Raw genomic sequence first — 25,256 nt, forward strand, 5'->3', positions numbered from 1 at the left:
GGCCGCTATGAATAATCACGGTTTTTCAAGGAACGAAGCGGTTTCTTGTCGCCGTGACAATGAGAGGGCAGGAAGCTGTGTTTGCCGCTCCCTGCCCAAATCTCAAGCTTGAAAAATCAGGCTGCCTTTTCCAGGTCTTTCTTCCAGCTGCCCTTGGCGGCGAGGCTGTTCATCTCGGCGCGGTGGGTGAACTCGCGCTGGCCGGCGGCGACGTTTTCCTGTTTGCCGTTCCAGGCCTTGAGCGCGCTGTCCTGCAGGGCGCGGCCGTAGGAGAAGGTAACGAACCAGGGCAGGTCGGCTGTGGCATTGATGGCGGAAAGATGCGCACTCGCCTCTTCGGTCGACTGGCCGCCGGAGAGGAAGGCAATGCCGGGAACCGCTGACGGAACCGTGCGCTTCAGCACCTGCACGGTACGTTCGGCGACTTCCGCGACCGAGGCTTTGCGGGCATTCTTACCGTCGATCACCATGTTCGGCTTCAGGATCATGCCTTCGAGGCTGACGCGGGCATCGGCCAGTTCCTCGAAAACGATGCGCAGCGTGGATTCGGTCACTTCGGCGCAGCGGTCGATAGTGTGGTCGCCCGGCTTGCCGTCCATCAGGCATTCCGGCTCGACGATCGGGACGATCCTGGCCTCCTGGCAGAGTGCGGCATAACGAGCAAGCGCCTGAGCGTTGGCGCGGACGGAACCGCGGGTCGGCAGCGTCGATGAGATGGCGATGACGCCGCGCCATTTGGCGAAGCGGGCACCGGCTTCATAATACCGGGCAAGGCGCTCGCCGAGACCGTCTAGGCCTTCGGTGATGGTTTCGCCAGGATACTTGGCCATCGGCTTGGCGCCGGTATCGACCTTGATGCCGGGAATGGAACCGGCAGCGCGGATGATATCGACGAAAGGCGTGCCGTCCGCGGCCTTTTGGAAGAGCGTCTCTTCGTAAAGGATGACGCCGGAGATATATTTCTTCATCGCCTCGTCGGAGCGGAAGAGCATCTCCCGGTAGTCGCGACGGCTCGTTTCGGTCGATTCGAGATTGATCGTGTCGAAACGCTTCTTGATGGTGGAGGTCGATTCATCAGCTGCGAGCAGTCCCCGGCCGCCCGTAACCATCTGCACTGCAATGTCTTCCAGTCGTTCGCTCATCTCGTTCTCTCCACAGCATTAAACATCGGCGATTAAGAATATAGGACGGCGATAACAGAAGTTTATAGAGAGGAAAATGGAAGGCTAAGTCATTGAAACGATTGAAATCAATTCAATCGTTTGAAAATCTGGGATTTTTTCCGCGCGCTGAGCAAAAGACCGCGGAAAGCGCTTGGCCTCCACGGTCTATCCACATGTAAAACCTGTCAAATCAGGTTTCGCGATTATCTGCCGTTGAGGACGGCGACGCCGGGAAGCTCTTTGCCTTCCATCCATTCGAGGAAGGCGCCGCCGGCGGTCGAGACATAGGTGAAGTCGTCGGCAACGCCGGCATGGTTCAGGGCTGAGACGGTGTCGCCGCCGCCGGCAACCGAGGTGAGCTTGCCGGCGGCGGTGCGCCCCGCGGCGTATTTCGCGGCAGCAACGGTTGCGGCATCGAAGGGTTCGATCTCGAAGGCGCCGAGCGGGCCGTTCCAGACCAGGGTTGCAGCGCGCTCGATCCAGGCGTTGATGGCCTCGACGGATTTTTTGCCGACATCGAGCACCATGGCATCGGCGGGAATAGCGTTGATATCGACCGTCTCGTTGGCAGCACCTGCCTTGAACTCGCGGGCGATCACGCCATCCTCCGGCAGGATGATGGCGCAGCCGGCGGTCGCGGCCTCGATCATGATCTGCTTGGCGGTTTCGGCGAGATCATGTTCGCAGAGCGACTTGCCGACATTGGTGCCGCGGGCGGCGATGAAGGTATTGGCCATGCCGCCGCCGATGACGAGCGCATCGACCTTCTTCACGAGGTTCATCAGGAGGTCGATCTTGGTCGAGACCTTGGCGCCGCCGACGATCGCGACAACAGGACGAGCGGGATCGCCGAGGCCTTTTTCCAGCGCCTCCAACTCGGCCTGCATGGTGCGGCCGGCATAGGCCGGCAGGTGGTGAGCAAGGCCCTCGGTCGAGGCATGGGCGCGGTGGGCGGCGGAAAAGGCGTCGTTGACATAGATATCGCCATTGGCGGCAAGCGCCTTGGTGAAGTCGGCGTCGTTCTTTTCTTCGCCCTTGTGGAAGCGGGTGTTTTCCAGAAGCAGGATATCGCCGTCATTCATCGCGGCGACGGCGGAGGCGGCTGCCTCGCCGATGCAGTCGGAGGCCGTCAGCACGGCATGATCAAGCACTTCCTCGACCGAAGGGGCGATCAGCGACAGCGAGAGATCAGGCGAAGGGCCGTCCTTCGGCCGGCCGAAATGGGCCAGCAGGATCACCTTGGCGCCCTTCTCAGACAGTTCGAGAATCGTCGGCGCCACACGCTCGATGCGGGTCGTATCGGTGACCTTGCCGTCCTTGACCGGAACATTGAGGTCGACGCGGACGAGAACGCGCTTGCCGCGGATGTCAGTGAGATCGTCAAGGGTCTTGAAAGAAGGCATGGGCAGATCCAGTCTTGGTTGGCGGAAGTTGCGCCGACCATAGCAAGGATCATTCGAGACGCAAGGCGTTCAACGGCCGTTTTCGCGTGTGCCTTCGTCGCCTCTGGCGGCCGCTTTCGGCGCGCTTTCGGCGGCCTTGGTTTCGCGGTTCCGGCGCCCGTTCAGCCGGTCGCGGATGCGCTGGATGATGTCCTTGAGATTGATGAAGATTGGCAGCGTGATCGCCGGCTCCACAGCTTCGAGCGACATGCCGACGGAGGTGATGTGGTCGTGCTCGTCGAGATCGCGGACGATGAGGATGATCGAGCCGAGGCGGACGCGGTCGGCATAGTCGGCCTTGCCGCCCAGGCGCTGCCGCATCAATTCGGCGATCGTCAGGCCCTTTTCGGATTCATTGAGCAGGCCGGGTCCATAGGCGGCGTCGAGATCGGCGGCGGGGCGGGCGGGGGAGAGTGCGAAGGCTCCGAAGAATTCGGCGTCGTCTTCATCGACAGGCGCACGGCTGGCGAAGAGCCGGTCGAGCAGGCGGGAATAGCTCGGCACGATGAAGAGATAGACGAGATCGTTCTCGCGCAGCCGCCCGGCATATTGATAACGCATCGACTTGCCGTCGCGGATGACGAGCGAGGGTGTCGCCCAGCGCGGAATACGCTCGCCCCGCAGCACCGGACTATCCTTGATGACGCGGTAGGAGAGCAGTTCGTGGTTGGCAGCACCCGGCAGGTCGACCTCGACCTTGTCGACGGCGCCGATGCGCGGCGGAATGATCAGGCCGAGCTTCTTGGCGACGGGCTTGATCGTCCAGCCCTGCAGGAGCAGCGAGACCAGTACGATGATGAAGGCGGTATTGAAATAGATCTGGCCGTTTTCCAGCCCGCCGAGGATCGGCATGATGGCGAGCAGGATGGAGACGGCGCCGCGCAAACCGACCCAGGCGACGAAGCCGATTTCCTGCTGCGTGTAATCGAAGGGAAGCAGCGACAGCCAGACCGCTAATGGCCGGGCGACGAAGATCAGGAAGAGGGCGAGCAGGATGGCCGGCACGATGATGACCGGAAATTGCGATGGCGTGGCGAGCAGGCCGAGCACCAGGAACATGATGATCTGCGCCAGCCACGTCATGCCGTCCTGGAAGCGCTTGATGGTGCCGATCGCCTGCATCTTGCGGTTTCCGGCGTAGATGCCGGCGACATAGACGGCGAGGAAGCCGCTGCCGCCGACCGCGCCGGTGAAGGAGAAGACGAGAAGGGCGAGCGCCAGCACGAAGATCGGCGTCAGGCCGCGATCGGTATCGAGCTTGCTGACGATCAGCACGATCATCATGCCGCCGAGCAGGCCGAGGATGACGCCGAGGCCCATCTGCTGCACGAACATGGCAAGCATGCCGATATTGATGCCGGCGTAACGCTCGCCGCTCGCCAGCACCTCGACGAGGGCGATGGTGAGGAAAATCGCCATCGGGTCGTTGGTGCCGGATTCGACTTCCAGCGTCGAGCGCACCTTGTCACGGATGTTGATGCCGCCGATGCGCAGCAGGAAGAAGACGGCGGCGGCATCCGTCGACGCGACAATCGAGCCGAGCAGCAGACCTTCGAGCCAGGTGAAGTTCAAAAGCCACATGGCGGCAACGGCAAAGAGCGAGGCGGTGATCAGCACGCCGACCGAGGCGAGCGCCAGAGAGGGCACGGCTGCCAGCCGGAAGGCCTGCATCGGCGTGCCGAAGCCGGAATCGAACAGGATGACGGCCAGCGCGATGGAGCCGAGAATATAGGCGAGATAATTGTTGCTGAACTCGATGCCGAGGCCGTCAACACCGGCGGCAAGGCCGATCATCAGGAAGAGCAGCAGCAGGGGAGCGCCGAAGCGGAAGGCGAGCAAGCTCGAAAAAGCGGCAAGAAGCACGAGCGCCGTCGAGACCAGCACCACGATATAGAACGCTTCCATGCCCACCCCTTTCCATCGACTGCTTCGCGAATACGGCCACCCCCGGCCGATCCGTCCCGTTTCAACCCCTCCACACGCGCGGCGATCCATCAGTAAACGGCAAAACGCCAGAGAAGGGTAGGCCTTGCGGCTTAACCTCGTCGCGATGCTGCATCATGCTGCTGAACGGTTGCCGGACGGCCACCGATACGGAATGCTACGGGAGAAACTCTCTATAAAGAATGTATAGGAAAATCAGGCGAGAGCAGGGCGAAAGAGCCAGGCACGGATTTTTCCTGCCGGTATCTGCGAATGGCAACAGGATAAGACACGCTCCCTCCTTTCACGCGGCCCGTTTGCGCTGTCCAATGACGGGAAGAATGGATTGCAGGCGCGAATGCGGAGAGCGGGGAAATTGAACGCGGAGATTTTTCGATATCGGGTGGAAATGCCGGCCGCCCAGCGAGAGCAGCCGGCTGTCGTTTCGTGCCAGAAGCGCCGGCTCTTGCTCTGCTATCCCAACGTTGCCTGAAGTATGACGATGGCGAGAAACGAGAGGCCAATGAACGCGGCAACCCAGATGACCAGACGATTGGCCTTTGCCAGCACGGCAGGCCTGACGTCCCGCTTGGGGTGAAACCGCTGCCGCCGTTTGAGGCTGGTGTGGGACAAGCGTTTTTGTGCCTCTGCCATTGATCACCTCCACTTGGCTCATTCTAGCCATTGTGCAGCGCTGCGCATTTCCTCAATCTAGCACGCCAAGCCAGCGGATTGCCAACTCGCTCAGTCTTCTGTGTCCTCGCCCTCGTCGGTCAAATCCGCGACCGGGACCAGGAAAACGACGAACTCGTCCTCGATCGTCCGTTCGGGATCGTCGTCGAATTCATAGGCGTGCTCGACTTCGCTTGCTTCCTCGGCTGTCGCCTTGCGCAAGCTCAGGGCCGCTTTGCGGTCCCAAAGAGGCTTGCCTTCGGATTCCAGGATGGTCAGGTCGTCGCGAAAGTCTTCCGCCTCGAAGAAATGCGTCGCTTCCTCACTGTTTTCCGAGCGGAAACTGGCAACGGCACGGCCGGCGATTTCAACGGTAAAGTAATCCATTCATCTCTCTTTATCTCCCCGAGACGACGATGCGGCTGCAGGGGTTATGGATGACGCCGTGCCGGCTTGGGAACCGAGCCGGTACTGACGGTCTGTGCACATCGAATGCCCAAGGCCGACCATCCTACCAGATCCGGTGCTGGAAATGGGAAATGATGCGGCGTGAGCGTGTATAGCAAAAAACGGCCCGGTTTCCCGGGCCGCTTGCAATAGTCAATCGTCAGGCTCTTAGATGAGCTTGGCGAAGGCGACGGCCGTATCGGACATGCGGCTGGAGAAGCCCCACTCGTTGTCGTACCAGGACAGGACGCGCACGAAGTTGCCTTCCATGACCTTGGTCTGATCGGTTGCGAAGATCGAGGAGTGGCTGTCGTGGTTGAAGTCACGGGAGACGAGCGGCTCGTCGGTGTAGCCGAGGATGCCCTTCAGCTTGCCGTCTGCAGCAGCCTTGATGGCTTCGTTGATTTCGCCGACGCTGGTCGCCTTCTTGGCGACGAACTTGAAGTCGACGACGGAAACGTTCGGGGTCGGAACGCGGATCGAAGTGCCGTCGAGCTTGCCCTTCAGATGCGGCAGAACGAGGCCGACGGCCTTGGCTGCACCCGTCGAGGTCGGGATCATGGAAAGGGCGGCCGCGCGGGCGCGATACAGGTCCTTGTGCATCGTGTCGAGCGTCGGCTGGTCGCCGGTGTAGGAGTGGATGGTGGTCATGAAGCCGTGGTCGATGCCGACGGCGTCGTCGAGAACCTTCACGACCGGCACCAGGCAGTTGGTGGTGCATGACGCGTTGGAGATGACCAGGTGCTCCTTGGTGAGCTGGTCATGGTTGACGCCGAAGACGACCGTCAGGTCGGCGCCATCGGCAGGAGCCGAGACGATGACGCGCTTGGCGCCGGCCGTCAGATGAGCGGCGGCCTTGTCGCGGGCGGTGAAGATGCCGGTGCATTCCATCGCGATGTCGACGCCGAGTTCGCGGTGCGGGAGCGTTGCCGGATCCTTGATCGCCGTGACCTTGATCGGCTTGCCGTTGCCGACGATGATCGTGTCACCCTCGACCTTCACCGTCGCCGGGAAGCGGCCGTGGATCGAGTCGTAGCGCAGCAGGTGGGCGTTGGTTTCGACCGGGCCGAGATCGTTGATGGCAACGACTTCGATGTCGGTGCGGCCGGATTCGACGATGGCGCGAAGGACGTTACGGCCGATGCGGCCGAAACCGTTGATGGCAACCTTGACTGTCATGTGCATTCACTCCCGATAGAGTAGGGCCCGATAAGGCAGGGCCTGGAATTGAGGAGATGGAGAGCGCCTCAAGGCGCCCTCATTAAAGCTTTGCTTCGGCGGCCGCAACGACGGCGTCGGCGGTGATGCCGAAATGCTTGTAGACGTCCTTCACCGGGCCGGAAGCGCCGAAGCTCTTCATACCGATGAAAGTGCCTTCCGGTCCGATGAACGCATCCCAGCCTTCGCGAACCGCGGCTTCAACAGCGATCTTGACCGGCGAATTGCCGAGGACTTCCTTGCGGTAGGCGTCCGGCTGCTCGAAGAACAGTTCCGTGCAGGGAACCGATACGACACGGACGGTCACGCCCTTGGCTTCAAGCGCCGTACGAGCAGCAACGGCGATTTCGACTTCCGAGCCGGAGGCGAAGATCGTCACCTTGGCGTCGGCATTGCCGGCCAGCGTATAGGCGCCCTGTTCGCAGAGGTTCTTTTCGCTGTATTCGGTACGGGCGGCGAGCAGGTTCTGGCGCGTCAGAGCAAGGCCCGAAGGACGGTTGTGCGTCTTGATGGCGATCTGCCAGCATTCCGCTGTTTCCGTGGCGTCGGCAGGCCGGAAGACCATCAGATTCGGGATGGCGCGCAGACCGGCGAGTTGTTCGACCGGCTGATGCGTCGGGCCGTCTTCGCCGACGCCGATCGAGTCATGCGTCAGGACGTGAATGACGCGAATGCCCATCAGCGCCGCCAGGCGGATCGGCGGGCGGCAATAATCCGAGAAGATCAGAAAGCCGCCGCTATAGGGAATGAGACCGCCATGCAGCGCAATGCCGTTCATGGCAGAGGCCATGCCGTGCTCGCGGATGCCCCAATGCACGTAACGGCCGGCGAAATCCGTCGGTGTGATCGAGTGCATCTGGCTAGTCTTGGTGTTGTTCGAGGGTGTCAGGTCGGCGGAGCCGCCGAGCGTTTCCGGCAGGAAGCCGTTGATGACCTCGAGTGCATCTTCCGAAGCCTTGCGGGTCGCAACCGTCGGCTTGGTTTCGGCGACCTTCTTCTTGTATGCGCTGATCGCGGCGTCGAAGCCTTCCGGCAGTTCGCCTGCCATGCGGCGCGTGAATTCGGCCTTGGCGGCGGCGTTGGCGAGAGTTTCCTCCCAGGCCTTGACGATATTGTCAGAGCGAGTGCCAGCTGCGCGCCATGCGTCCAGGACGTCGGAGGGGATGACGAAGGGCTCGTAATCCCAGTTCAGCGCCTTGCGGGTGGCGGCGATTTCCTCGGCACCGAGCGGGTTGCCGTGTACCTTGTGGGTGCCCTGCTTGTTTGGGGCGCCAAAGCCGATGATCGTCTTGCAGGCGATGAAGGTCGGGCGGTCGGACTTGTGGGCGGCTTCGATCGCCTCGGCGATGGCGGCCTGATCGTGACCGTCGATCTCGATGGTGTTCCAGTGAACGGCCTTGAAGCGAGCGATCTGGTCGGTGGAGTCCGACAGCGAAACGGCACCGTCGATGGTGATCGAATTGTTGTCCCAGAAGAGGATCAGCTTGTTCAGCTTCAAGTGGCCGGCAAGCGCGATCGCCTCATGGCTTATGCCTTCCATCAGGCAGCCGTCGCCATTGATGACATAAGTGTAGTGGTCCTGCAGGTCGGAGCCGAACTCCTCGCGCAGCTTGCGCTCGGCAATCGCCATGCCGACGGCATTGGCAATGCCCTGACCGAGCGGGCCGGTCGTCGTTTCGATGCCGGTCGCGTGACCATATTCCGGATGGCCGGCGGTCTTCGAACCGATCTGACGGAACTGCTTCAGATCTTCGACCGTCATGTCGGGATAGCCGGTCAGATACAGCAGCGAATAGAGCAGCATCGAGCCATGGCCGGCCGACAGCACGAAGCGATCGCGGTTCGGCCAGTGCGGCTTCTTTGGATCGAAGCGCAGATATTTGGTGAACAGGACCGTTGCCACGTCAGCCATGCCCATCGGCATGCCCGGGTGGCCGGAGTTCGCCTTTTCGACGGCGTCCATGGCGAGAAAACGGATCGCATTCGCCATCCGGTCGTGTTGTTCGGGAGAGGTCATGGCTTTTCCGCAAGTTCCGGGTGTCGGGGGATGGCCTCGAGCCTCCAAGACCATCGTGTGAAAGCGGCAGAGACATAGCAGTTGGAACGGGCAAGTCAATAAATGGCAGGCTAAATCCGGGCGGACAGCGGCGATTTTTGACATTTGATCGCGCGATTATACAAATGACGAATCTGCTGCGGCGAGCACGTGTAAAGTGCTCATCCACAGGATAGGCCGGTGGGCAAGTGACAGGATTTATTGACGGGCCGTTTGCGAGCGGCATATCCTTTTGAAATCACAGGATCGGCGCGGCGTGCCGATTCGCGGATTCTGTGCGGGAATCGGAAAGACATGATGCCCACAGGCAAAACCATGGAAGCAGCGCTCAACGAATTGAGACAGGCGATTTCGAGCCTCGAAAACGCCGTCGACATGCGCGTCGAGCGGCAGCGCGAGCAGGGTGAGATCGAGGGCGAGGTACGACGCGTGCACGCCGACCGCTCCCGGCTGGCGCAGGAGCTCGATCAGGCCGAATTCCGCGCCAACCGGCTGGAAGAGGTCAATCGCGAGGTATCCCGGCGGCTGGTGACGGCCATGGAAACGATCCGCGCGGTTCTGGATCGCTAGAACAGGATGATTTTGGGCTGTGGCCCAAAATCTGAATCCTGTTCTAATTTAAAAAGTTAGAGCATGATGTCGTCCGAAAACCGCTCACACTTTTCGGCATCATGCTCTTATAGAAAGAGTTTGGCATGGCGCAGGTGACGGTAACGATCGACGGCAAGGCCTATCGCATGGCCTGCGAGGAGGGGCAGGAGGAGCACCTGTCCGATCTCGCCACCCGTTTTGACGGCTATGTCGGCCACCTCAAGGGACAGTTCGGTGAAATCGGCGATCTGAGGATCACGGTCATGGCCGGCATCATGGTCATGGACGAGATTGCCGAGCTGACGCGCCGCGTCGCCGGGCTGGAATCCGAACTCGAGTCGCTGCGCGGCAACCGCGACACGGTGCTTGCGGCCACCGCGCGCACCGAAGAAAACCTTGCGGCAGCACTCAGTGAGGTTTCGAGCCGCATCCGTGGCATCACCGACAAGCTGAACGGCCGCTCCGCCCCGGACCTGAACTGATCTCAATTAAATCAGGACGGTCTGCCACCGCCACTGGCGCGGCAGCGCAAACGTCCTTATATATCGCGATGCGGTCTGCGCCTCTCGACAGGAACCACAATCCCTGGGGCCATACTCGATCCAAAGGGAGCTGTCCCTGGCCAGGCCCGTGGGCCTGGACACACGGCGCCCACCTACGTTTGTAGGCACCCAGGATCGTAAACATCCATCGGTGGTCGTGGATCGCACCTTCCCTTTCATCGTCGGCAGGGACGTCGCATCCGGCGGGCGAACGCCGACCAGGCCCTTGTTGACGAAGGTGAGGCCGCCGCCGACAGCGGAATTTTCGGCCATTGCGACGGCCGGAATGGCGGCGGATGCCGCGAGAGCCGCGGCAAACAGCCGCGATGCTATGGTCTGACATTCTTCATGGAGATACCCTCTCGGTCAAAAGCGCTCTCAAAACGGGCTCAGCCCGCAGGCTGGACACTGCTTCAAATGACACCCCCGCCTTGGATTCGATTTCCCGATGGCAGAACACGCCCTGGATTTCGTCGCCCCATATCCCCGTCAGACGGTCTATGACGGGATCATAATATCTGGATGACGCTTTTCGGCGAAAAGGCCATGCCGCGAGGATGCCGGGCTTTCGCCTATCCGTATTCCAGATCGTGGTTCTATCGGACCGGATAAGGCCCTTCGACAAAGGTCTGGTCATGGTAGCCTTTCGAGCCGACATCTAGCGCCAAAGGGCTTCGCCATTCCCTATTCTCGCGTAGGCAATCCAACACGAAACGGAAATCATATCGCGGCTGCCAGCCGAGTTCCCGCTTTGCGCGCGCGTTGACATAGACACGGTCAAGCGCCGGAAACATCTTCCAGCCGCGTGATGCATAGAGGGCGCTCGCACCCGGAAACAGGCGTTCGACGACATCAGGCGCATCGCGTCTGATCTCGGCGAGATCGCCTGATGAAAACGGCGTTGTGGCGGAGATGATGTAGCGGCCGAAGCCGATGGCCGGAGCTTTTTCGAGCGCCAGTAGATGGGCGCCGGCCACATCGCTGATATCGACGCGGCGATGAAGAAGCTCGTTGGCCTGGGCATTCTCCGGCGAATAGCCGTTGCGAATATCAGGATCGTCGTCGTTTTCGGGAAAGAAACGCGATGTCCTGAGAATGACAACCGGCAGGCCGGATTTGCGGGCGAAGAGTTCGCACACGCCTTCGGCGGCGAGTTTGGTGACGCCGTAGATGTTTTTTGCGACCGGAAGCACGTCCTCCGTCACCCATGCCGCCGGTTCGCCGGCAGCCGGCGTCAATGCCGCGCCGAATGTGCTGGTGGTGCTGGTGAAGACGAAGCTTGCGACGTCTGCGGCGACGGCTTCTTCGAGCAGGTTCAGCGTCCCGGCGATATTGATGTCGAGGAAATCGCGATTGTCGTGGGTCGCCACATGCGGCTTGTGCAATGTTGCGGCATGGATGACTTGGCTGATACCAGACATTACCTGCCGGACGAAGGCGCGATCACCGATCGAGCCGACCATATCGGTGAAAGCCGAGGGCTTGATATCGATGCCGCGCACCCAGCGGCTTTGCGCCCTCAAAGTGCGCATCAGCGCCTCGCCGAGATGGCCGGCACTTCCCGTCACCAGTATCGTCATCACATCGTCTCCTGAGCGTTTCGGCGGCCGACGCTATAAAGACCGAGGTTTCCGGACAACGCATAATTTATGCATGGGAATGCAGGAAAGCTGCAGGCTCAGCCGATGGTCGTGACAAGGCGGCCGGCGCTGCCATCGGAAAGCATGATCCTTTCCCAGCTCACGTGCCCGGCCGCAATGGGCAGCTGCGCATTGCCGTTGGCGCCGGTCTCGAGAATCAGCGACGAGAGCCTGCCTGCATGCCAGCCGCGCTCCTCCAGCGACTGCTCGGCCGCGGTGATTTCGGCGGAAGCGTAAGAGTACAGAGAACGGCCGAGAAAGGCAGCGAGCGGCGCCCGCCATTCCGCCTGCCGCGGGCGGGAGGCTGATAGCAGCCGGTGGGTGCGGTCGCAGATCAGATGCACTGGGCGAACGGAATCCTCGACCAGCCGCTTCAGCGCCGCATCGACTGCCGCATGTCGAGGCGCAGCGAAAATCCGTTCCAGCTTGACGGCCTGTTCGGATGAGAGGGCGAGCTGATCGCGCTCCCAGCGTGAGACCGTCGCCTGGTTGACGCCGAGGAGTTCGGCGAGATGTTCCTGCTTCATGCTGCGCAACAGCCGCATGCGGCGTATGCCGGCCCCTGTTATCATCATCTGTCCTGTCCCATGCTTTGCCGCCAGCATAGGGCTGTGGCGGGCCGGGCGACAAGGCGGTTGGACAGTCGGCATTTTATTCGGGCTGGCCTTCGAGATCGCTTCTCAGCCGGTCGAGTATAGAGAGCGCATGGCCGGCATAGGCGCTGATCCAGCGGTCGTAGATGTGCTTGATCGGCAGGCTGTTTAAGTGGTTCCAGCGTTCGCGGCCCTCCTTCCTGGCGATGACCAGGTCTGCCTCCTCCAGCACTTTCAGATGCTGCATCACCGTGCAGCGGTCCATCTGAGGAAACATCTCGCAGAGAGTTCCCGTGGTGCGGGGGCCATCCTTGAGCAGATCGAGGATTTCGCGGCGGCGATGATGCGCCAGCGCTTTGAAAACAGGGTCGTCGGTTGATTCGCTTGACATGTTATGTTTTTATAACATAATGAAGCCAAGCACAATGGAACAGGCACAATGGAGAAGAGGAGAAGTGCCATGTCTCTCGGAATCCGCATTTCCGGCCGTATCGGCCGTCCCGTGGCGGAGGTATTCGACGCCGTCGTCAACCCGAAGAAACTCAGCAGCTATTTCACCACGATCGGCGGGGCGAGCGCACTGCTTGTCCAGGGCACGACGGTGACCTGGTGGAAGGATGCGCCAGTCGAAGTGATCGAACTCGTGCCGGAAAGCCGTATCGTGCTGCGATGGGACGGCGGTACCGGCGAGGATAAGGCAAGATACAAGACGCTGGTGGAGATGAACTTCAAGCCGCTGGAGGATGGCGGCACGCTGGTGACCATCGCCGAGACCGGCTGGCGCGAAGACGATGCCGGCCGGCGCGGCACCTATCTCAACTGCGAAGGCTGGACGCAGATGCTTTGCTGCATGAAGGCCTTCGTCGAATATGGCATCAACCTGCGCGAGGGCATGTTCCTCAGCGAAATGAAGGGTGAGCCGGCCAGCGCACCTGACGCTTGACGAAGCATTGGTTTGCAGGAGATCGGCGGCGCAATCGTCGCATCCGCCAATATCACCGAGACTTCGCTTGCCTGTCACACTGCGGGTGCTAATTTCCGGATTCGATACTTCATTTCGGTTTCCAGGAGATTCATATGCAGCTTGGCATGGTTGGTTTGGGCCGCATGGGCAATTATATGGTCCAGCGCTTGATGCGAGGCGGTCACGAATGCGTCGTTTACGACGCCAGGCCGGAAAGCGTCGCCGATCTCACGGGCCTCGGTGCGACCGGCAGTGCTTCTCTCGAGGAATTCGTCTCGAAGCTCACCCATCCGCGGGCGATCTGGCTGATGCTGCCGGCGGCGATCGTCGACAAGGTGCTGGCGAGCCTGGTGCCGCTGCTTGAGAACGGCGATATCGTCATCGACGGCGGCAACTCTTATTACCACGACGATATCCGCCGCGGCGCCGAACTCATCACCAAGGGCATTCATTATGTCGATGTCGGCACCAGCGGCGGCGTCTTCGGCCTCGAGCGCGGCTATTGCTTGATGATCGGCGGCGAGAAGGGCATCGTCCAGCATCTTTCCCCAATCCTCGCGACATTGGCGCCCGGCCCCGGCACGACGGAAGCCTCGCCGAACCGGAGCGCCAAAGCGGCGGCGGCCAGCACCGCCGAACAGGGTTACCTGCATTGCGGCCCACATGGCGCCGGCCATTTCGTCAAGATGGTGCATAACGGGATCGAATACGGTCTGATGGCCGCCTATGCCGAAGGCCTCAATATCCTGAAGCACGCCAATATCGGCGCTGCCTCGCACGAGGTCGATGCGGAAACCGCCCCGCTCGCCCATCCGGAACACTTCCAGTACGATCTGAACCTGCAGGACGTTGCCGAAGTCTGGCGCCGCGGCAGCGTCATCACTTCCTGGCTGCTCGATCTCACGGCCGATGCGCTGCATGCCGATCCGGCACTATCGAAATATGCAGGCCGCGTTTCCGACAGCGGCGAAGGCCGCTGGACGATCATGGCGGCAATCGATGAAAGCGTGCCGACGCCGGTGCTGAGTGCGGCGCTCTATGGCCGCTTCTCCTCGCGCGACAATGACGAATTCGCCAACAAGGTGCTGTCGGCGATGCGCGCGGGCTTCGGCGGCCACGTGGAAAAACCGGTCCCGAAATCCTGAGGCCGGCGGTTTCACTCGCCGTTCCGACAAAGCCGTCATCCTGACATAGCGAGCGCAGCGCTTCGTTCGAGGGCGGCGATGTCGGTATCTCCTAGCCATCGGTATGGTTTTCCTACTGCTTGCTGGCGGCAACGGTCGCGGGTATCCATTGCAAAATGTTGGGGCTGCTTCATCCAGGCGGCCGACTTTTCATCGGAGGCGGTCATGAAGCGTGGCATGGCAGGGGGCTTGAAGGCCGTCCTATTCGGCATATTGGCATTGCTTGCGCTTTTTTCGGCGGTTTCGCCTGGCTTTTCCCAGACGCCGCCGGCGCAAGTGCCTGCCGCGGCCACCCCGCCGGCGCAGGTGCGTGAGATGATGGAGCTCATGCAGACGCCCGAGGTCAAGCAGTGGATGTCGACGCAGATGGCCGCGACGCCTGCGGCCAACGCAGCGTCTGAAAACCAGATGTCGGTTCTGTCAGGTCTGCTGCAGCATGCCCGCCGGCATGTCTCGATGGTCTCCGATGCGGCGATGACGCTGCCCTCGCAGGTCGGCAATGCCTCGTCGCTGTTCTTCGGTGAAATCGCCGTCACCGGCTGGCCGCGGATGGTGGCGCAATTCCTGGCGATTTTCCTGCTCGGCGCGATCGTCGAAAGCATTGCCCGTTATGCCTTCCGCCGCCGTCGCCGCCGGCTGATTGAGATGGCGGGCATGCATCTGGCGCCGCGCGTCATCCCGGCGCTGATCTTCGCGGCGGCGACCATGCTCACGCTTCTCAGCCTCAGCTGGCCGCCGTTCAGCCAAAGCATCGCGATCGTCTGCGTCGTCGCGCTCATCGTCCAGCGCTTTACGATCTGCCTCGGCGGCGTGCTGGTCGATCTCATCGGGCTGGCGCGGGCCGACGAAGAACGGCAGGGGATCACCGCTCCGATCATGCCGGGACGTGACGTCGCGCTCTTCTGGTATCGCCGCTGTGCGACCTTCGTCATCTATTTCATCTTCGGCTGGGCGGCGATCCAGTCGATGGAGCCGCTTGGCTATACCCCGAGCGCCCGGCTCCTCGTCGGCTATATCCTGGGCATCGGCCTGTTGCTGATCGCGATCGAGGCGGTCTGGTCACGGCCGCACAAGGACGAGAAGCGCGGTCACGGGACCTCCTGGGCGCTCACCGTCTATTTCCTGTTGCTGTGGAGCATCTGGGTTGCGGGCTTCAACTGGCTGCTTTGGCTCGGCATCTATGTGCTGCTGCTGCCGCGCGTGCTCGCCGTTTCGACGCTTGCGGTGAGATCGCTGCAGCAGACCGAAGCAAGTTTCCTGGCCACGCGCCGGATTGCGACGGTGCTGCTCGACCGGGGCGTGCGGGCATTGATCATTGCCGTTGCCGCCATCTGGCTTGGCCATATGCTCGGCGTCGGCGCCGATACGATGGCCGCGGGCGACACGATGGTCGACAAGATAGCTCGCGGCGTCATCGGCGGCATCGTCATCCTGTTGGCCGCCGACCTGCTCTGGCATGTCATCAAGGCCTATATCAATGGCAAGCTGCTCGATTCATCCGTGGATGGCGGAACAACGGATGAGGAGAAGGCCAAACGCGCGCGGATACATACGCTGTTGCCGATCTTCCGCAATATCCTTGCCGTGGTGATCGCCGTCATCGCCGTGCTGATGGTGCTGTCGGGCCTCGGTATCGAGATCGGGCCGCTGATCGCCGGCGCCGGTGTGGTCGGCGTCGCGGTCGGCTTCGGCGCCCAGACGATCGTCAAGGACGTCATCAGCGGCATGTTCTATCTCTGGGACGATGCCTTCCGTATCGGCGAATATATCGAGAGCGGCAGCCACAAGGGCGTGGTCGAGGCCTTCAGCCTGCGTTCGGTGAAGCTCAGGCACCATCGCGGCCCGCTGACCACCGTGCCGTTCGGCGAACTCGGGGCGGTCAAGAACCTCAACCGCGACTGGACGATCGACAAGATCAGCCTCAACGTCAAATACGACACCGATCTCGTCAAGGCGAAGAAGGTGATCAAGCAGATCGGCCAGACGCTGCTCGAAAATCCGGAATTCGGTCCGCACATCATCGAGACGCTGAAGATGAAAGGTGTCGAACAATTCGGCGAATTCGCAATCGAAATCCGGCTGTCGATGATGACGAAACCCGGCGAGCAATTCGTCATCCGCCGCAATGCGCTGGCGATGATCCGCAATGCCTTCAAGGAAAACGACATCGAATTCGCAGTGCCGACCGTGCAGGTGGCGGGCGATCGCGACGCGGAGGTCGATGCCGCCGTGGCGCGCTACGCCGCGCATGCACGGGCGGGCAGCGAGCCGGCGGCGTAAACCCTCACATCGCCCCGGCGGCTGCGATCAGCAGGCCACCGATGATCGCCATGTTGGTTTTCCAGGTATTGATCGCGCTGTCGCGCGCCGTACCCTGCATGTCCCAGAAATTCAGCAGCATGATGGTGGCGGCAAGGGTGAAGACGATGAGGCCGAATGCCGCCGCCGCGACGAAAAGTCCCAGCATCAGCAGGAGGCCGGCCGCGATCTGGAACAGGCTGCCCGAGAGCAGCACCCATTTTGCAAAGGGAACGCCGCGGGCTTCGATTGCCGCGGTCAACGGCACGATGACGAAAAAATGATGAATGCCGCCCGCGACATAGAGGCCGCCCAGCAATAGGCGTCCGAGGACAAGCATCATGAGGGCCGGACTATCCTGCATATCGAACCGTTCTCCCGGGTCTCAAATCCCGTCGTAGGGCCAAGTTCTTTCGAAGCTTACGAAAATGCAATGTGCCGCGACGCCGGCCTGCGCAAATTCGCCCCAATTGAGGATGATTGAGGCGCAAAGGGCGGGGCGGGGTAGCGGCGGCATGGCTTCATAGAGCTTCCATGCCTCCTATGTTACGTCTTTCAAAAATGATTCCCGCCACGCTAGCAGTTGCGACAGGTACGAGATGTCGGGTCACGGCAATTTGGAAAATATAGAAGAATCGGACGGCGGGTTTTCTTTTCGCGGGCTATTCAGACGGTACAGAACGCCGCTGACGGCCGCGGCGACACTCGTGGTCTTCTGCCTTGTCGGTTATGCGATCATGCAGCTGACCAACGAGGTGCGCTACGATGACGTCGTCGACGCGCTGGCGGCAACCCGGCCGAGCGCCATCCTGCTTGCTCTGTTCTTCACGGGGCTGAGTTTTCTCTCGCTGATCTTCTACGACCTCAACGCCATCGAATATATCGGCAAGAAACTGCCTTTTCCGCATGTGGCGCTGACGGCGTTCAGCGCCTATGCGGTCGGCAATACCGCCGGCTTCGGCGCGCTTTCAGGCGGTGCGATCCGTTACCGTGCCTATACGCGCCTCGGGCTCTCGCCGGAGGATATCGGCCGCATCATCGCCTTCGTCACGCTGTCCTTCGGTCTCGGGCTTGCGGGCGTCGCGGCGATCGCCCTCATCATCATCGCCGACGAGATCGGCCCGCTCATCGGTGTCAGCGCCTTCCTCCTGCGATTGATCGCCGGTTCGATCGTCGCCATCCTGGGCGCGGTGATGATCATCGGCCGTGACGGGCGCGTGCTCGATCTCGGCCCTGTGGCAATCCGCCTGCCGGATTCGCGCACCTGGTCGCGCCAGTTCCTCGTCACCGCCTTCGATATCGCCGCCTCGGCGTCGGTGCTCTACGTGCTGCTGCCGCAGACGGCAATCGGCTGGCCGGTCTTCCTCGCCGTCTATGCCATCGCCGTCGGTCTCGGCGTACTCAGCCACGTTCCGGCCGGCCTCGGCGTGTTCGAGACCGTGATCATCGCGTCGCTCGGCAGCGCGGTGAACATCGATGCGGTGCTCGGATCGCTGGTGCTCTACCGGCTGGTCTACCATGTGCTGCCGCTGCTGATCGCCGTGCTCGCGGTGTCGGCGGCGGAGCTGCGTCGTTTCGTCGACCATCCGGCCGCCTCCAGCGTGCGGCGCATCGGCGGACGGCTGATGCCGCAGCTGCTGTCGGCTCTCGCACTGCTACTCGGCGTCATGCTGGTGTTTTCGAGCGTCACGCCGACGCCGGACCAGAACCTCGAATTTCTCTCCAACTATCTGCCGCTGCCGATGGTCGAAGGGGCGCATTTCCTCTCCAGCCTGCTGGGGCTGGCGCTCGTCGTCGCCGCACGCGGCCTCGGCCAGCGGCTCGACGGCGCCTGGTGGGTGGCGGTGTTCTCGGCTGTCGCCGCGTTGACCTTGTCGCTGTTGAAGGCGATCGCGCTGGTTGAAGCCGCTTTTCTCGCCTTCCTCATCTTCGGGCTCTTCGTTAGCCGCCGGCTCTTTACCCGCCATGCCTCGCTGCTCAACCAGGCGCTGACGGCGTCTTGGCTGATGGCGATTGCCGTCATTGTCGTCGGCGCCGTCGTCATCCTGCTCTTCGTCTATCGCGACGTCGAATACAGCAACCAGCTCTGGTGGCAGTTTGAATTCACCGCCGAGGCGCCGCGCGGGCTGCGCGCCGTGCTCGGCATCACCATCATCTCGTCGGCGATCGCCATCTTCAGCCTGCTTCGGCCGGCGGCCTTCCGGCCGGAACCGGCCACGGACGAGGCACTGGCGCGTGCCGTCGATATCGTCATGAAGCAGGGCAATGCCGACGCCAATCTGGTGCGCATGGGCGACAAGAGCATCATGTTCTCGGAAAAAGGTGACGCCTTCATCATGTATGGCCGGCAGGGCCGCTCCTGGATCGCACTGTTCGACCCGGTCGGCGAGCATCGCGCCGTGCAGGAGCTCGTCTGGCGTTTCGTCGAAGCGGCGCGCGCCGCCGGCTGCCGGGCGGTGTTCTATCAGATCTCACCGGCGCTGCTTTCCCATTGCGCCGATGCAGGCCTTCGCGCCTTCAAGCTTGGCGAACTGGCGGTTGCCGATCTCAGGACCTTCGAGATGAAGGGCGGCAAATGGGCGAACCTTCGCCAGACGGCAAGCCGCGCCCAGCGCGACGGGCTGGAATTCGCCGTCGTCGAGCCGCAGGACATAGCCTCGGTCATCGATGATCTCGCCGCCGTTTCCGCCGCCTGGCTCGAGCATCACAACGCCAAGGAAAAAGGCTTCTCGCTCGGCGCCTTCGATCCCGATTACGTTTCATCGCAGCCGGTCGGCATCCTGAAAAAGGACGGCAGGATCGTCGCTTTCGCCAATATCCTTGTCACCGAATCCAGGGAGGAGAGCACGATCGATCTGATGCGCTTCTCGCCGGACGCACCGAAGGGCTCGATGGACTTTCTCTTCGTGCAGATCATGGAATATCTGCGCGGACAGGGTTTCACCCACTTCAATCTCGGCATGGCGCCTCTTTCCGGCATGTCGAAACGCGAGGCGGCGCCCGTCTGGGACCGCATCGGCAGCACTGTTTTCGAACACGGCGAGCGCTTCTATAACTTCAAAGGCCTTCGGGCATTCAAATCCAAGTTTCATCCGCACTGGCAACCGCGCTATCTTGCGGTCTCAGGAGGGGGCAATCCGATGATCGCGTTGATGGACGCGACATTTCTGATCGGGGGCGGATTGAAAGGGGTAGTGAGAAAATGATCAGGACAATCCTTCTTGCCACGGCATGCGCCTGCATGCTCGCGGCCGCACCGGCTAATGCCGCCGAGGAAACCAAGCAGAGCTTCGAAACCGGGCTCATTCCGTCGCCGCACATCTTCCTGCCGGAAGGAGAGGTGAAAGGCACGGTGATGCTGATCTCGGATGCCGCCGGCTGGGGCGACTATGAGAAGGCCGAGGCCGACAGGCTGGTCGCCGAAGGCGCCGTCGTCATCGGCGTCGACTTTCCCTCCTACATCCAGGCGCTCAGCCGGTACGACGTCAGCCTCAACGACGGCTGCATCTACATGGTCTCGGATATCGAATCGCTGAGCCAGCAGGTGCAGCGCGCGACCGGCAACAGCGCCTATCATCTGCCGATCGTCGCCGGCATCGGCGAGGGCGGAGCCTTGGCGCTGGCGATCGCGGCGCAAACGCCGGATGCGACGATCGGCCAGACGCTTGCCGTCGATCCGGTCGCCGGCATTCCTCTCACCCAGGCACTTTGCACGCCGGCTTCCAAGCAGGTGGTTGGTCAACGCACAGTCTATGGACTCAGCGACGGCGTTCTGCCGGACCCTGTGATCACCGTCTTCACGCCTAATGCCAACAAGGATGGCCGGGCGCATGCCGAGGCATTGAAGAAGGCCCATGCCGAGATAGAAATCCGCGATTCCACCGATGATGCGCAGGCGGTGTTTGCCGATACGCTCGACGATCTCGTCACCGCCTCCGGTGCCTTCGGCAACCCGCTCGGCCTGCCGTTGGCGGTGCTCGAGGCGACGCCCGCCTTCGATACGATGGCGGTGATCTATTCCGGCGACGGCGGCTGGCGCGACATCGACAAGGAGGTCGGCGGCACGCTGCAGAAGGAAGGCATTCCTGTCGTCGGCGTGGATTCGCTCCATTATTTCTGGTCCGAGCGTAAGCCGGAGGAGACAGCCGGCGATCTTTCGAAGATCATCGACTTCTACCGCAAGCAGTGGAAGGTGAAGCATGTGCTGCTCGTCGGTTATTCCTTCGGCGCCGATGTCGTACCCGCCACTTATCAGCTCCTCAAGCCGGCTGAAAAGTCGGCGGTGGCGCAACTATCGCTATTGTCGCTGTCGCACGAAGTCGACTATGTCATTTCCGTTCTCGGCTGGCTCGGTCAGAAGACGGAAGGGGCGGGAGGCGATCCCGTCAGCGATGTGAAGAACATCGATCCGAAGCTCGTGCAATGCATCTACGGCAAGGACGACGATGACGATGTCGCCTGCCCGGCGCTGAAGGATAGCGGCGCCGAAGTCATCGAACTGCCCGGCGACCATCACTTCGACGAGAATTACGACCTTCTCACCAAGACGATCATCGACGGGCTGAAGAGGCGACTGCAGGACTAGAGCAATTCCAGGAAAAGTGCGAAGCGGTTTTCCGTCCGGAATTGTGTGAACAAAAGTTAGAGCGGTTCTGCGCTTCTGCGAAAAACCGAACCGCTCTGAAGCGCAGCGCGTCCGATAGGACGCGCTAAGGACGCTGATTATCAGCGCATCAGCGTCTCTTCGCTCCAGCCGAGTTCGGCAAGTTCTGTGCCACGGAACCGCGCATCGTCGGCGACGATGAACTCGTCGAGTTGCGGCGGAGCGACGCTGGTGCCGGAAAGCATCGCATGCACCTGGCCGCGATGATGGGTCTGATGCTGGAAGAGGTGGGCGAGCACGTCTTCCATCCGCTCCTCCTGGATGCGAGCGCCGCGATGGAGGCGGACGGTGGAGGCCAGCTTCTCCGGCGTCAGGGCCTCGCAAAGCGCTATCAGGCGCTGATCGACCTTCGCCTGCGCCTCTGTCAGCGAGGAAACGTCATCGAAGGGTTCGTCGACCTCGAAGGCCTGGAACCCGAGCGTGCCGCCTTCCAGGCCATCGACATAGAACCAATCGACCGTGATGATATGGTTCAAGGTTTCCTTGAGCGAGGGGAAGAAGCTGGTGCGCGGTGCCTCGAATTCACCGGGCTTCAATGCCGCGCAGGCCTGAAGCAGCCGGCGGTTGGCAAGCGCATTGTTATAGGCAAGTTTGCGAAACGGCCTGACGGGATCGAAGGTCGGCATCGGCGCATCTCCTCTTCACACGTGCTGGAATGTTTGCGTCAATCCTCGTCATCGAGATTGCCGTCCCGCCAGACGAGGTGACGGGGCGCGGCAGGCAGGTTCTCGATTTCATCGGCGATGAAATAGGGCGGGATGTCGAGCGCGGTCAGGGCCGTGCGCGTCGCCGACACCCATTTGAATTCGAGATGATTGTCGCCGTCTTCGACGCGATGGATGATTTCGTGTGACTGAAAAGGGAAGTCCGGCGGGATCTCCATCAGATAATAGAGGCCGAGCTCATGCCAGTCGCGCTGCTCATAGTGGAAAAAATTCTCGACGATCCAGAGCAGGCGGGAGACGGTGACGTCGACGCCCAGTTCCTCCATCATCTCCCGTTTCAGCGTCTCCTCCGACGTCTCGCCTATTTCCGCCCTGCCGCCCGGAAAGGTCCAGAAGGGTTCATGCACGGCGCGATGAACGAGCACATGGCCATTGCGAAAACCGAGGCCGGCGATGCGATAGTTGAAACGCTCGGCGCCCGCATTCAGGCGGATGAGAGTGCGCTTGGTCATGCCATTCTATCCAAGATCGATCACGACGATTTCCGGCGGCACGCCGAAGCGCACCGGTGCAATGGAACAGCCGAGGCCGCCGGACACGATGATATTACGCCCCTCTTCGATCATATGGCCATAGGCGTAGCGATTGCCGTAACGCGAGGGCACGACCGGCGAACGGCCCAGCAGCCGGATCTGTCCGCCATGCGTGTGGCCCGATAGCGTTAGCGAGACGCGCTCTGGCACGCGCGGGAAGATATCGGGTTCATGGGCGAGCAGGATGACAGGCGCATCGTCGGTCACCTGAGCCATCGTTCCCTCGAGATCGTCGAGGCCGAGCATATGCGTGCGGCCCCACTTCCGGCCGGGCAGCAGCGCCAACTGATCTTCGAGGCCTGCGAGCCAAAAGCCGCGGCCATCCTTTTCGAGCCGAACGGCGCGGTTGCCATAGACCGGGATTCCGACATCGGCGAGAGCCCGGTGTCCGAATGTTTCCATCCCGCCGTTCTTCTGGGCGGTGCGGTCCTCCCACCAATCGTGGTTGCCCATGACCGCATGGACTCCGAGAGGAGCCCGCAAGGTGGCGAGCGCCTTCGACCATTGGCCCGAATGCACGTATTGGGTCACCATGTTCATGCCGGCGGCATAATCGCCGAGCAGAATGGTCATATCGCCTTCGAGTTCATTTGCCCTGTGGCAGATCGCGGCAATGCGACTTGCCGACATCCAGGGTTCGCAGGCGTGCAGATCGGCGAGCGCGACGATGCGGAGCTTCAGCCCCGGTGTCCATCCCGGCGGTGTCAGCCGGTAGCGGGTGATGGCGAGCCGCGCGAGCGGTTCATAGGCGAAGGCATAACCACCGAGTGACATGACGCCTGCGACACCGCCGCCGAGAACCTTGAAAAATCCGCGGCGGGTGATCACTCAGTTATCCTCCTGAAACAGCCGGAACTGCGCAGCCTCCATATCCTTAGGTGGTTGCATTCCCAGATGTTTCCACGCGATTGCGGTCAGAACGCGGCCGCGTGGCGTGCGCTGAATGAAACCCTGCTGGATCATGTAGGGCTCGATGATGTCCTCGATCGCGTCGCGCGGCTCGGAAAGGCCGGCGGCAATGGTTTCAATGCCGACTGGGCCGCCGCCGAAATTGACCGCGATCATGTTGAGGTAACGTTTGTCGAGCTGGTCAAAGCCGACATTGTCGACCAGCAGGCGGGTCAGCGCCTCGTCGGCGATCTCGCGGGTGACGGCCTCTGCCCTTGCTACCTCGGCAAAGTCGCGCACGCGCCGCAACAGCCGGCCGGCGATGCGCGGGGTGCCGCGGGCGCGTCTTGCGATCTCGCGGGCGCCCTCTTCGGTGATCGGCAGGTTCATCAGCCGCGCGCCGCGGCGCACGATGAGTTCCAGTTCCTCGACGGTGTAGAAGCTCAAGCGGACCGGAATGCCAAAGCGGTCGCGCAGCGGCGTCGTCAACAGTCCGAGGCGAGTGGTGGCTGCCACCAGCGTGAATTTCGATAGGTCGATCTTCACCGAGCGAGCTGCAGGGCCTTCCCCGATGATCAGGTCGAGCTGAAAATCCTCCATGGCCGGATAGAGGATTTCCTCGACGGCGGGGTTGAGGCGATGGATCTCGTCGATGAAGAGCACATCTCGCTCCTCGAGGTTGGTGAGCAGGGCGGCGAGATCGCCAGCCTTGGCGATCACGGGACCCGACGTCGAACGGAAGTTGACGCCGAGCTCCTTCGCCATGATCTGCGCCAGCGTCGTCTTGCCGAGGCCGGGCGGGCCGACGAAGAGCACGTGGTCCAGCGCTTCGCCACGGTTTTTCGCCGCCTCGATGAAGACCTTGAGATTGGCGCGCGCTTCCGCCTGGCCGGTGAACTCGTCCAGCGATTGCGGGCGCAAGGTGATATCTAGGTCTTCGCCCCGCTTTTCCGGTGATATCAGGCGGGCGGGTTCGCTCATGTCAGAAGCTCCATACCTGGCACAGTCTTGAACGCGTGCCGGTCAAATGTCTTGGTCGCCTGGCATCCCTCATCCGCGGCGCGGTAGCCAATCAAGGCATCGGCAAAATCTGCGTTTCGCGTTTCCACGGCCCTCAGGGCCTTGATCACCAGGGTCTGGTTCTCGATGTCCAATCCTCTGACGCGTGTCAATTTGCCGATTGCCTCGACAACATCCTTTTTCTTGAAGCCGAACCGGGCGCGCAACGCCCAATCCAGTTCCAAGAGATTCAGAAGCGAGAGAAATCCACGATAGTCCCTGCCGATACCTTCACCGAACTTCAGCGCGGCAGCCCTTTGCTCCGGATCGTCGTCGACAATAAGCCTCAGCAGGACGTTTGTATCCACACCATACGCAATCATGCGGCGACATCCGATTTCGACCGCGTGGCTTCGTCGACCACATCGCTGCCCGCAGCATCGGTCACCGTTGCGTCGATCTCCTCCAGGGAAGCACGTCCATTTGGAGGCGATCCGAGAAGGCCTGCGAGATCGTTGAAGTTGATCGATTTTGGTGTGATCACGACCTCTCCGTCGATGATGGAGAAAACAAGCTGATCGCCGGGCTGAAGACCGAGAGCATCCCGCAGTTCCTTCGGAAGCGTTATCTGGCCTTTGGGTGAAAGCGTAAATTCTCCCCACATCGATCAGTAGTCCTATTTTGGTGAGTGAGTCGGAAAATTTGTCATTTGTCG

The 25,256-nt window shown here is 61.5% G+C and carries 25 protein-coding genes and 1 other RNA gene; 8 read left to right on the plus strand and 18 right to left on the minus strand.

The window, feature by feature from the left end; all coding sequences use genetic code 11:
- Positions 1–116: 116 nt before the first annotated feature.
- The 7 genes from ACMUVN_RS20565 to tkt all read right to left on the minus strand — a co-directional run bounded on the left by ACMUVN_RS20565 (position 117) and on the right by tkt (position 8,882).
- The gene (locus tag ACMUVN_RS20565; protein ID WP_028755517.1) at positions 117–1,142 is read right to left on the minus strand and encodes a class I fructose-bisphosphate aldolase; all 1,026 of its coding nucleotides are present in this window, start codon (positions 1,140–1,142) and stop codon (positions 117–119) included.
- Positions 1,143–1,366: 224 nt separating this feature from the next.
- Complete coding sequence (locus ACMUVN_RS20570; RefSeq protein WP_028755518.1) at positions 1,367–2,566, minus strand: phosphoglycerate kinase; 1,200 nt, start codon at positions 2,564–2,566, stop codon at positions 1,367–1,369.
- Positions 2,567–2,635: 69 nt separating this feature from the next.
- Positions 2,636–4,510 carry a potassium/proton antiporter gene (locus ACMUVN_RS20575; RefSeq protein ID WP_047616477.1) on the minus strand — a complete coding sequence of 625 codons (1,875 nt, stop codon included), beginning with the start codon at positions 4,508–4,510 and terminating at the stop codon, positions 2,636–2,638.
- A gap of 492 nt (positions 4,511–5,002) precedes the next feature.
- Positions 5,003–5,182 (minus strand): hypothetical protein, encoded by a 180-nt coding sequence (locus ACMUVN_RS20580; RefSeq protein WP_028755520.1) that lies wholly within the window; start codon positions 5,180–5,182, stop codon positions 5,003–5,005.
- 90 nt (positions 5,183–5,272) lie between these two features.
- Positions 5,273–5,587, minus strand: coding sequence for a hypothetical protein (locus ACMUVN_RS20585; RefSeq protein WP_028755521.1), 315 nt, complete (start codon positions 5,585–5,587; stop codon positions 5,273–5,275).
- A 228-nt stretch (positions 5,588–5,815) separates the two neighbouring features.
- Positions 5,816–6,826: a type I glyceraldehyde-3-phosphate dehydrogenase gene (gene gap / locus ACMUVN_RS20590; protein WP_047616479.1), complete on the minus strand. Its 1,011-nt coding sequence runs from the start codon at positions 6,824–6,826 to the stop codon at positions 5,816–5,818.
- An 82-nt stretch (positions 6,827–6,908) separates the two neighbouring features.
- Positions 6,909–8,882 carry a transketolase gene (gene tkt / locus ACMUVN_RS20595; protein ID WP_028755523.1) on the minus strand — a complete coding sequence of 658 codons (1,974 nt, stop codon included), beginning with the start codon at positions 8,880–8,882 and terminating at the stop codon, positions 6,909–6,911.
- 333 nt (positions 8,883–9,215) lie between these two features.
- Here tkt and ACMUVN_RS20600 point away from each other — a divergent pair, with 333 nt between their 5' ends.
- The 3 genes from ACMUVN_RS20600 to ssrS all read left to right on the plus strand — a co-directional run bounded on the left by ACMUVN_RS20600 (position 9,216) and on the right by ssrS (position 10,222).
- On the plus strand, positions 9,216–9,491 hold the full coding sequence (locus ACMUVN_RS20600) for a DUF4164 domain-containing protein (protein WP_012758879.1): 276 nt from the start codon (positions 9,216–9,218) through the stop codon (positions 9,489–9,491).
- A 125-nt stretch (positions 9,492–9,616) separates the two neighbouring features.
- The gene (locus tag ACMUVN_RS20605) at positions 9,617–9,994 is read left to right on the plus strand and encodes a cell division protein ZapA (protein ID WP_028755524.1); all 378 of its coding nucleotides are present in this window, start codon (positions 9,617–9,619) and stop codon (positions 9,992–9,994) included.
- Positions 9,995–10,063: 69 nt separating this feature from the next.
- Positions 10,064–10,222, plus strand: a non-coding RNA gene (gene ssrS, locus ACMUVN_RS20610) — 6S RNA.
- 428 nt (positions 10,223–10,650) lie between these two features.
- Here the strand turns inward: ssrS and ACMUVN_RS20615 are convergent.
- The 3 genes from ACMUVN_RS20615 to ACMUVN_RS20625 form a co-directional block, all read right to left on the minus strand.
- Positions 10,651–11,634, minus strand: a complete 984-nt coding sequence (locus ACMUVN_RS20615) for an NAD-dependent epimerase/dehydratase family protein (protein WP_097543107.1) — start codon at positions 11,632–11,634, stop codon at positions 10,651–10,653.
- Positions 11,635–11,732: 98 nt separating this feature from the next.
- Positions 11,733–12,269, minus strand: a complete 537-nt coding sequence (locus ACMUVN_RS20620; RefSeq protein WP_414815419.1) for a helix-turn-helix transcriptional regulator — start codon at positions 12,267–12,269, stop codon at positions 11,733–11,735.
- A gap of 76 nt (positions 12,270–12,345) precedes the next feature.
- Positions 12,346–12,678 (minus strand): ArsR/SmtB family transcription factor, encoded by a 333-nt coding sequence (locus ACMUVN_RS20625; RefSeq protein ID WP_028755528.1) that lies wholly within the window; start codon positions 12,676–12,678, stop codon positions 12,346–12,348.
- A 69-nt stretch (positions 12,679–12,747) separates the two neighbouring features.
- Here ACMUVN_RS20625 and ACMUVN_RS20630 point away from each other — a divergent pair, with 69 nt between their 5' ends.
- Both ACMUVN_RS20630 and gnd read left to right on the plus strand, forming a co-directional pair.
- Positions 12,748–13,230, plus strand: a complete 483-nt coding sequence (locus tag ACMUVN_RS20630) for an SRPBCC domain-containing protein (protein ID WP_097543108.1) — start codon at positions 12,748–12,750, stop codon at positions 13,228–13,230.
- A gap of 134 nt (positions 13,231–13,364) precedes the next feature.
- The gene (gene gnd / locus ACMUVN_RS20635; protein ID WP_414815420.1) at positions 13,365–14,396 is read left to right on the plus strand and encodes a phosphogluconate dehydrogenase (NAD(+)-dependent, decarboxylating); all 1,032 of its coding nucleotides are present in this window, start codon (positions 13,365–13,367) and stop codon (positions 14,394–14,396) included.
- Positions 14,397–14,431: 35 nt separating this feature from the next.
- On the opposite strand, the gene ACMUVN_RS20640 is transcribed toward gnd, so the two are convergent.
- Complete coding sequence (locus ACMUVN_RS20640; protein ID WP_246781265.1) at positions 14,432–14,764, minus strand: hypothetical protein; 333 nt, start codon at positions 14,762–14,764, stop codon at positions 14,432–14,434.
- On the opposite strand from ACMUVN_RS20640, the gene ACMUVN_RS20645 reads away from it, so the two are divergent.
- Positions 14,751–16,715: a mechanosensitive ion channel family protein gene (locus ACMUVN_RS20645; RefSeq protein WP_244604808.1), complete on the plus strand. Its 1,965-nt coding sequence runs from the start codon at positions 14,751–14,753 to the stop codon at positions 16,713–16,715. The two genes, ACMUVN_RS20640 and ACMUVN_RS20645, sit on opposite strands and share 14 nt — an antisense overlap.
- Before the next feature lie 4 nt (positions 16,716–16,719).
- Here the strand turns inward: ACMUVN_RS20645 and ACMUVN_RS20650 are convergent, their stop codons facing one another.
- Positions 16,720–17,097, minus strand: coding sequence for a DoxX family membrane protein (locus tag ACMUVN_RS20650; RefSeq protein ID WP_028755532.1), 378 nt, complete (start codon positions 17,095–17,097; stop codon positions 16,720–16,722).
- A gap of 235 nt (positions 17,098–17,332) precedes the next feature.
- Here ACMUVN_RS20650 and mprF point away from each other — a divergent pair, with 235 nt between their 5' ends.
- On the plus strand, positions 17,333–19,939 hold the full coding sequence (gene mprF, locus ACMUVN_RS20655; RefSeq protein WP_183904081.1) for a bifunctional lysylphosphatidylglycerol flippase/synthetase MprF: 2,607 nt from the start codon (positions 17,333–17,335) through the stop codon (positions 19,937–19,939).
- Positions 19,936–21,318: a virulence factor family protein gene (locus tag ACMUVN_RS20660; protein WP_414815421.1), complete on the plus strand. Its 1,383-nt coding sequence runs from the start codon at positions 19,936–19,938 to the stop codon at positions 21,316–21,318. Before mprF ends, ACMUVN_RS20660 begins: the two co-directional genes overlap by 4 nt.
- 140 nt (positions 21,319–21,458) lie before the next feature.
- Here ACMUVN_RS20660 and ACMUVN_RS20665 read toward each other — a convergent pair whose 3' ends face one another.
- The 6 genes from ACMUVN_RS20665 to ACMUVN_RS20690 are packed head-to-tail and all read right to left on the minus strand — an operon-like array spanning position 21,459 to position 25,205.
- A complete protein-coding gene (locus tag ACMUVN_RS20665; RefSeq protein ID WP_414815422.1) occupies positions 21,459–22,022 on the minus strand; it encodes a DinB family protein in 564 nt (187 codons plus the stop codon).
- 38 nt (positions 22,023–22,060) lie between these two features.
- On the minus strand, positions 22,061–22,573 hold the full coding sequence (locus ACMUVN_RS20670; RefSeq protein ID WP_028755536.1) for an NUDIX hydrolase: 513 nt from the start codon (positions 22,571–22,573) through the stop codon (positions 22,061–22,063).
- A gap of 6 nt (positions 22,574–22,579) precedes the next feature.
- Positions 22,580–23,482 (minus strand): metallophosphoesterase, encoded by a 903-nt coding sequence (locus ACMUVN_RS20675; RefSeq protein ID WP_414815423.1) that lies wholly within the window; start codon positions 23,480–23,482, stop codon positions 22,580–22,582.
- Positions 23,483–24,523 (minus strand): Holliday junction branch migration DNA helicase RuvB, encoded by a 1,041-nt coding sequence (gene ruvB, locus ACMUVN_RS20680; protein WP_003552548.1) that lies wholly within the window; start codon positions 24,521–24,523, stop codon positions 23,483–23,485.
- Positions 24,520–24,924, minus strand: a complete 405-nt coding sequence (locus tag ACMUVN_RS20685; RefSeq protein ID WP_049810847.1) for a PIN domain-containing protein — start codon at positions 24,922–24,924, stop codon at positions 24,520–24,522. The genes ruvB and ACMUVN_RS20685 overlap by 4 nt, the downstream gene beginning before the upstream one ends.
- Complete coding sequence (locus ACMUVN_RS20690; protein ID WP_028755538.1) at positions 24,921–25,205, minus strand: AbrB/MazE/SpoVT family DNA-binding domain-containing protein; 285 nt, start codon at positions 25,203–25,205, stop codon at positions 24,921–24,923. The genes ACMUVN_RS20685 and ACMUVN_RS20690 overlap by 4 nt, the downstream gene beginning before the upstream one ends.
- Between the last annotated feature and the right edge of the window lie 51 nt (positions 25,206–25,256).

This window comes from Rhizobium sp. IY2 (genome assembly GCF_047532935.1).
In the GTDB taxonomy this organism is placed as follows: Bacteria; Pseudomonadota; Alphaproteobacteria; order Rhizobiales; family Rhizobiaceae; genus Rhizobium; species Rhizobium anhuiense.

Bases quoted from the DNA above. Each gene is read 5' to 3' on its own strand.
- gnd (WP_414815420.1), top strand. From the start codon at position 13,365: ATGCAGCTTGGCATGGTTGGTTTGGGCCGCATGGGCAATTATATGGTC.
- ACMUVN_RS20665 (WP_414815422.1), bottom strand. From the start codon at position 22,022: ATGCCGACCTTCGATCCCGTCAGGCCGTTTCGCAAACTTGCCTATAAC.
- ACMUVN_RS20580 (WP_028755520.1), bottom strand. From the start codon at position 5,182: ATGGCAGAGGCACAAAAACGCTTGTCCCACACCAGCCTCAAACGGCGG.
- gap (WP_047616479.1), bottom strand. From the start codon at position 6,826: ATGACAGTCAAGGTTGCCATCAACGGTTTCGGCCGCATCGGCCGTAAC.
- ACMUVN_RS20575 (WP_047616477.1), bottom strand. From the start codon at position 4,510: ATGGAAGCGTTCTATATCGTGGTGCTGGTCTCGACGGCGCTCGTGCTT.
- ACMUVN_RS20640 (WP_246781265.1), bottom strand. From the start codon at position 14,764: ATGAGCTCCATCATCTCACGCACCTGCGCCGGCGGGGTGGCCGCGGCA.
- ACMUVN_RS20685 (WP_049810847.1), bottom strand. From the start codon at position 24,924: ATGATTGCGTATGGTGTGGATACAAACGTCCTGCTGAGGCTTATTGTC.
- ACMUVN_RS20570 (WP_028755518.1), bottom strand. From the start codon at position 2,566: ATGCCTTCTTTCAAGACCCTTGACGATCTCACTGACATCCGCGGCAAG.
- ACMUVN_RS20600 (WP_012758879.1), top strand. From the start codon at position 9,216: ATGATGCCCACAGGCAAAACCATGGAAGCAGCGCTCAACGAATTGAGA.
- ACMUVN_RS20630 (WP_097543108.1), top strand. From the start codon at position 12,748: ATGTCTCTCGGAATCCGCATTTCCGGCCGTATCGGCCGTCCCGTGGCG.
- ACMUVN_RS20690 (WP_028755538.1), bottom strand. From the start codon at position 25,205: ATGTGGGGAGAATTTACGCTTTCACCCAAAGGCCAGATAACGCTTCCG.
- tkt (WP_028755523.1), bottom strand. From the start codon at position 8,882: ATGACCTCTCCCGAACAACACGACCGGATGGCGAATGCGATCCGTTTT.
- ACMUVN_RS20625 (WP_028755528.1), bottom strand. From the start codon at position 12,678: ATGTCAAGCGAATCAACCGACGACCCTGTTTTCAAAGCGCTGGCGCAT.
- ACMUVN_RS20605 (WP_028755524.1), top strand. From the start codon at position 9,617: ATGGCGCAGGTGACGGTAACGATCGACGGCAAGGCCTATCGCATGGCC.
- ACMUVN_RS20585 (WP_028755521.1), bottom strand. From the start codon at position 5,587: ATGGATTACTTTACCGTTGAAATCGCCGGCCGTGCCGTTGCCAGTTTC.
- ACMUVN_RS20620 (WP_414815419.1), bottom strand. From the start codon at position 12,269: ATGATGATAACAGGGGCCGGCATACGCCGCATGCGGCTGTTGCGCAGC.
- ACMUVN_RS20660 (WP_414815421.1), top strand. From the start codon at position 19,936: ATGATCAGGACAATCCTTCTTGCCACGGCATGCGCCTGCATGCTCGCG.
- ACMUVN_RS20565 (WP_028755517.1), bottom strand. From the start codon at position 1,142: ATGAGCGAACGACTGGAAGACATTGCAGTGCAGATGGTTACGGGCGGC.
- ACMUVN_RS20670 (WP_028755536.1), bottom strand. From the start codon at position 22,573: ATGACCAAGCGCACTCTCATCCGCCTGAATGCGGGCGCCGAGCGTTTC.
- ruvB (WP_003552548.1), bottom strand. From the start codon at position 24,523: ATGAGCGAACCCGCCCGCCTGATATCACCGGAAAAGCGGGGCGAAGAC.
- mprF (WP_183904081.1), top strand. From the start codon at position 17,333: ATGTCGGGTCACGGCAATTTGGAAAATATAGAAGAATCGGACGGCGGG.
- ACMUVN_RS20645 (WP_244604808.1), top strand. From the start codon at position 14,751: ATGATGGAGCTCATGCAGACGCCCGAGGTCAAGCAGTGGATGTCGACG.
- ACMUVN_RS20615 (WP_097543107.1), bottom strand. From the start codon at position 11,634: ATGACGATACTGGTGACGGGAAGTGCCGGCCATCTCGGCGAGGCGCTG.
- ACMUVN_RS20650 (WP_028755532.1), bottom strand. From the start codon at position 17,097: ATGCAGGATAGTCCGGCCCTCATGATGCTTGTCCTCGGACGCCTATTG.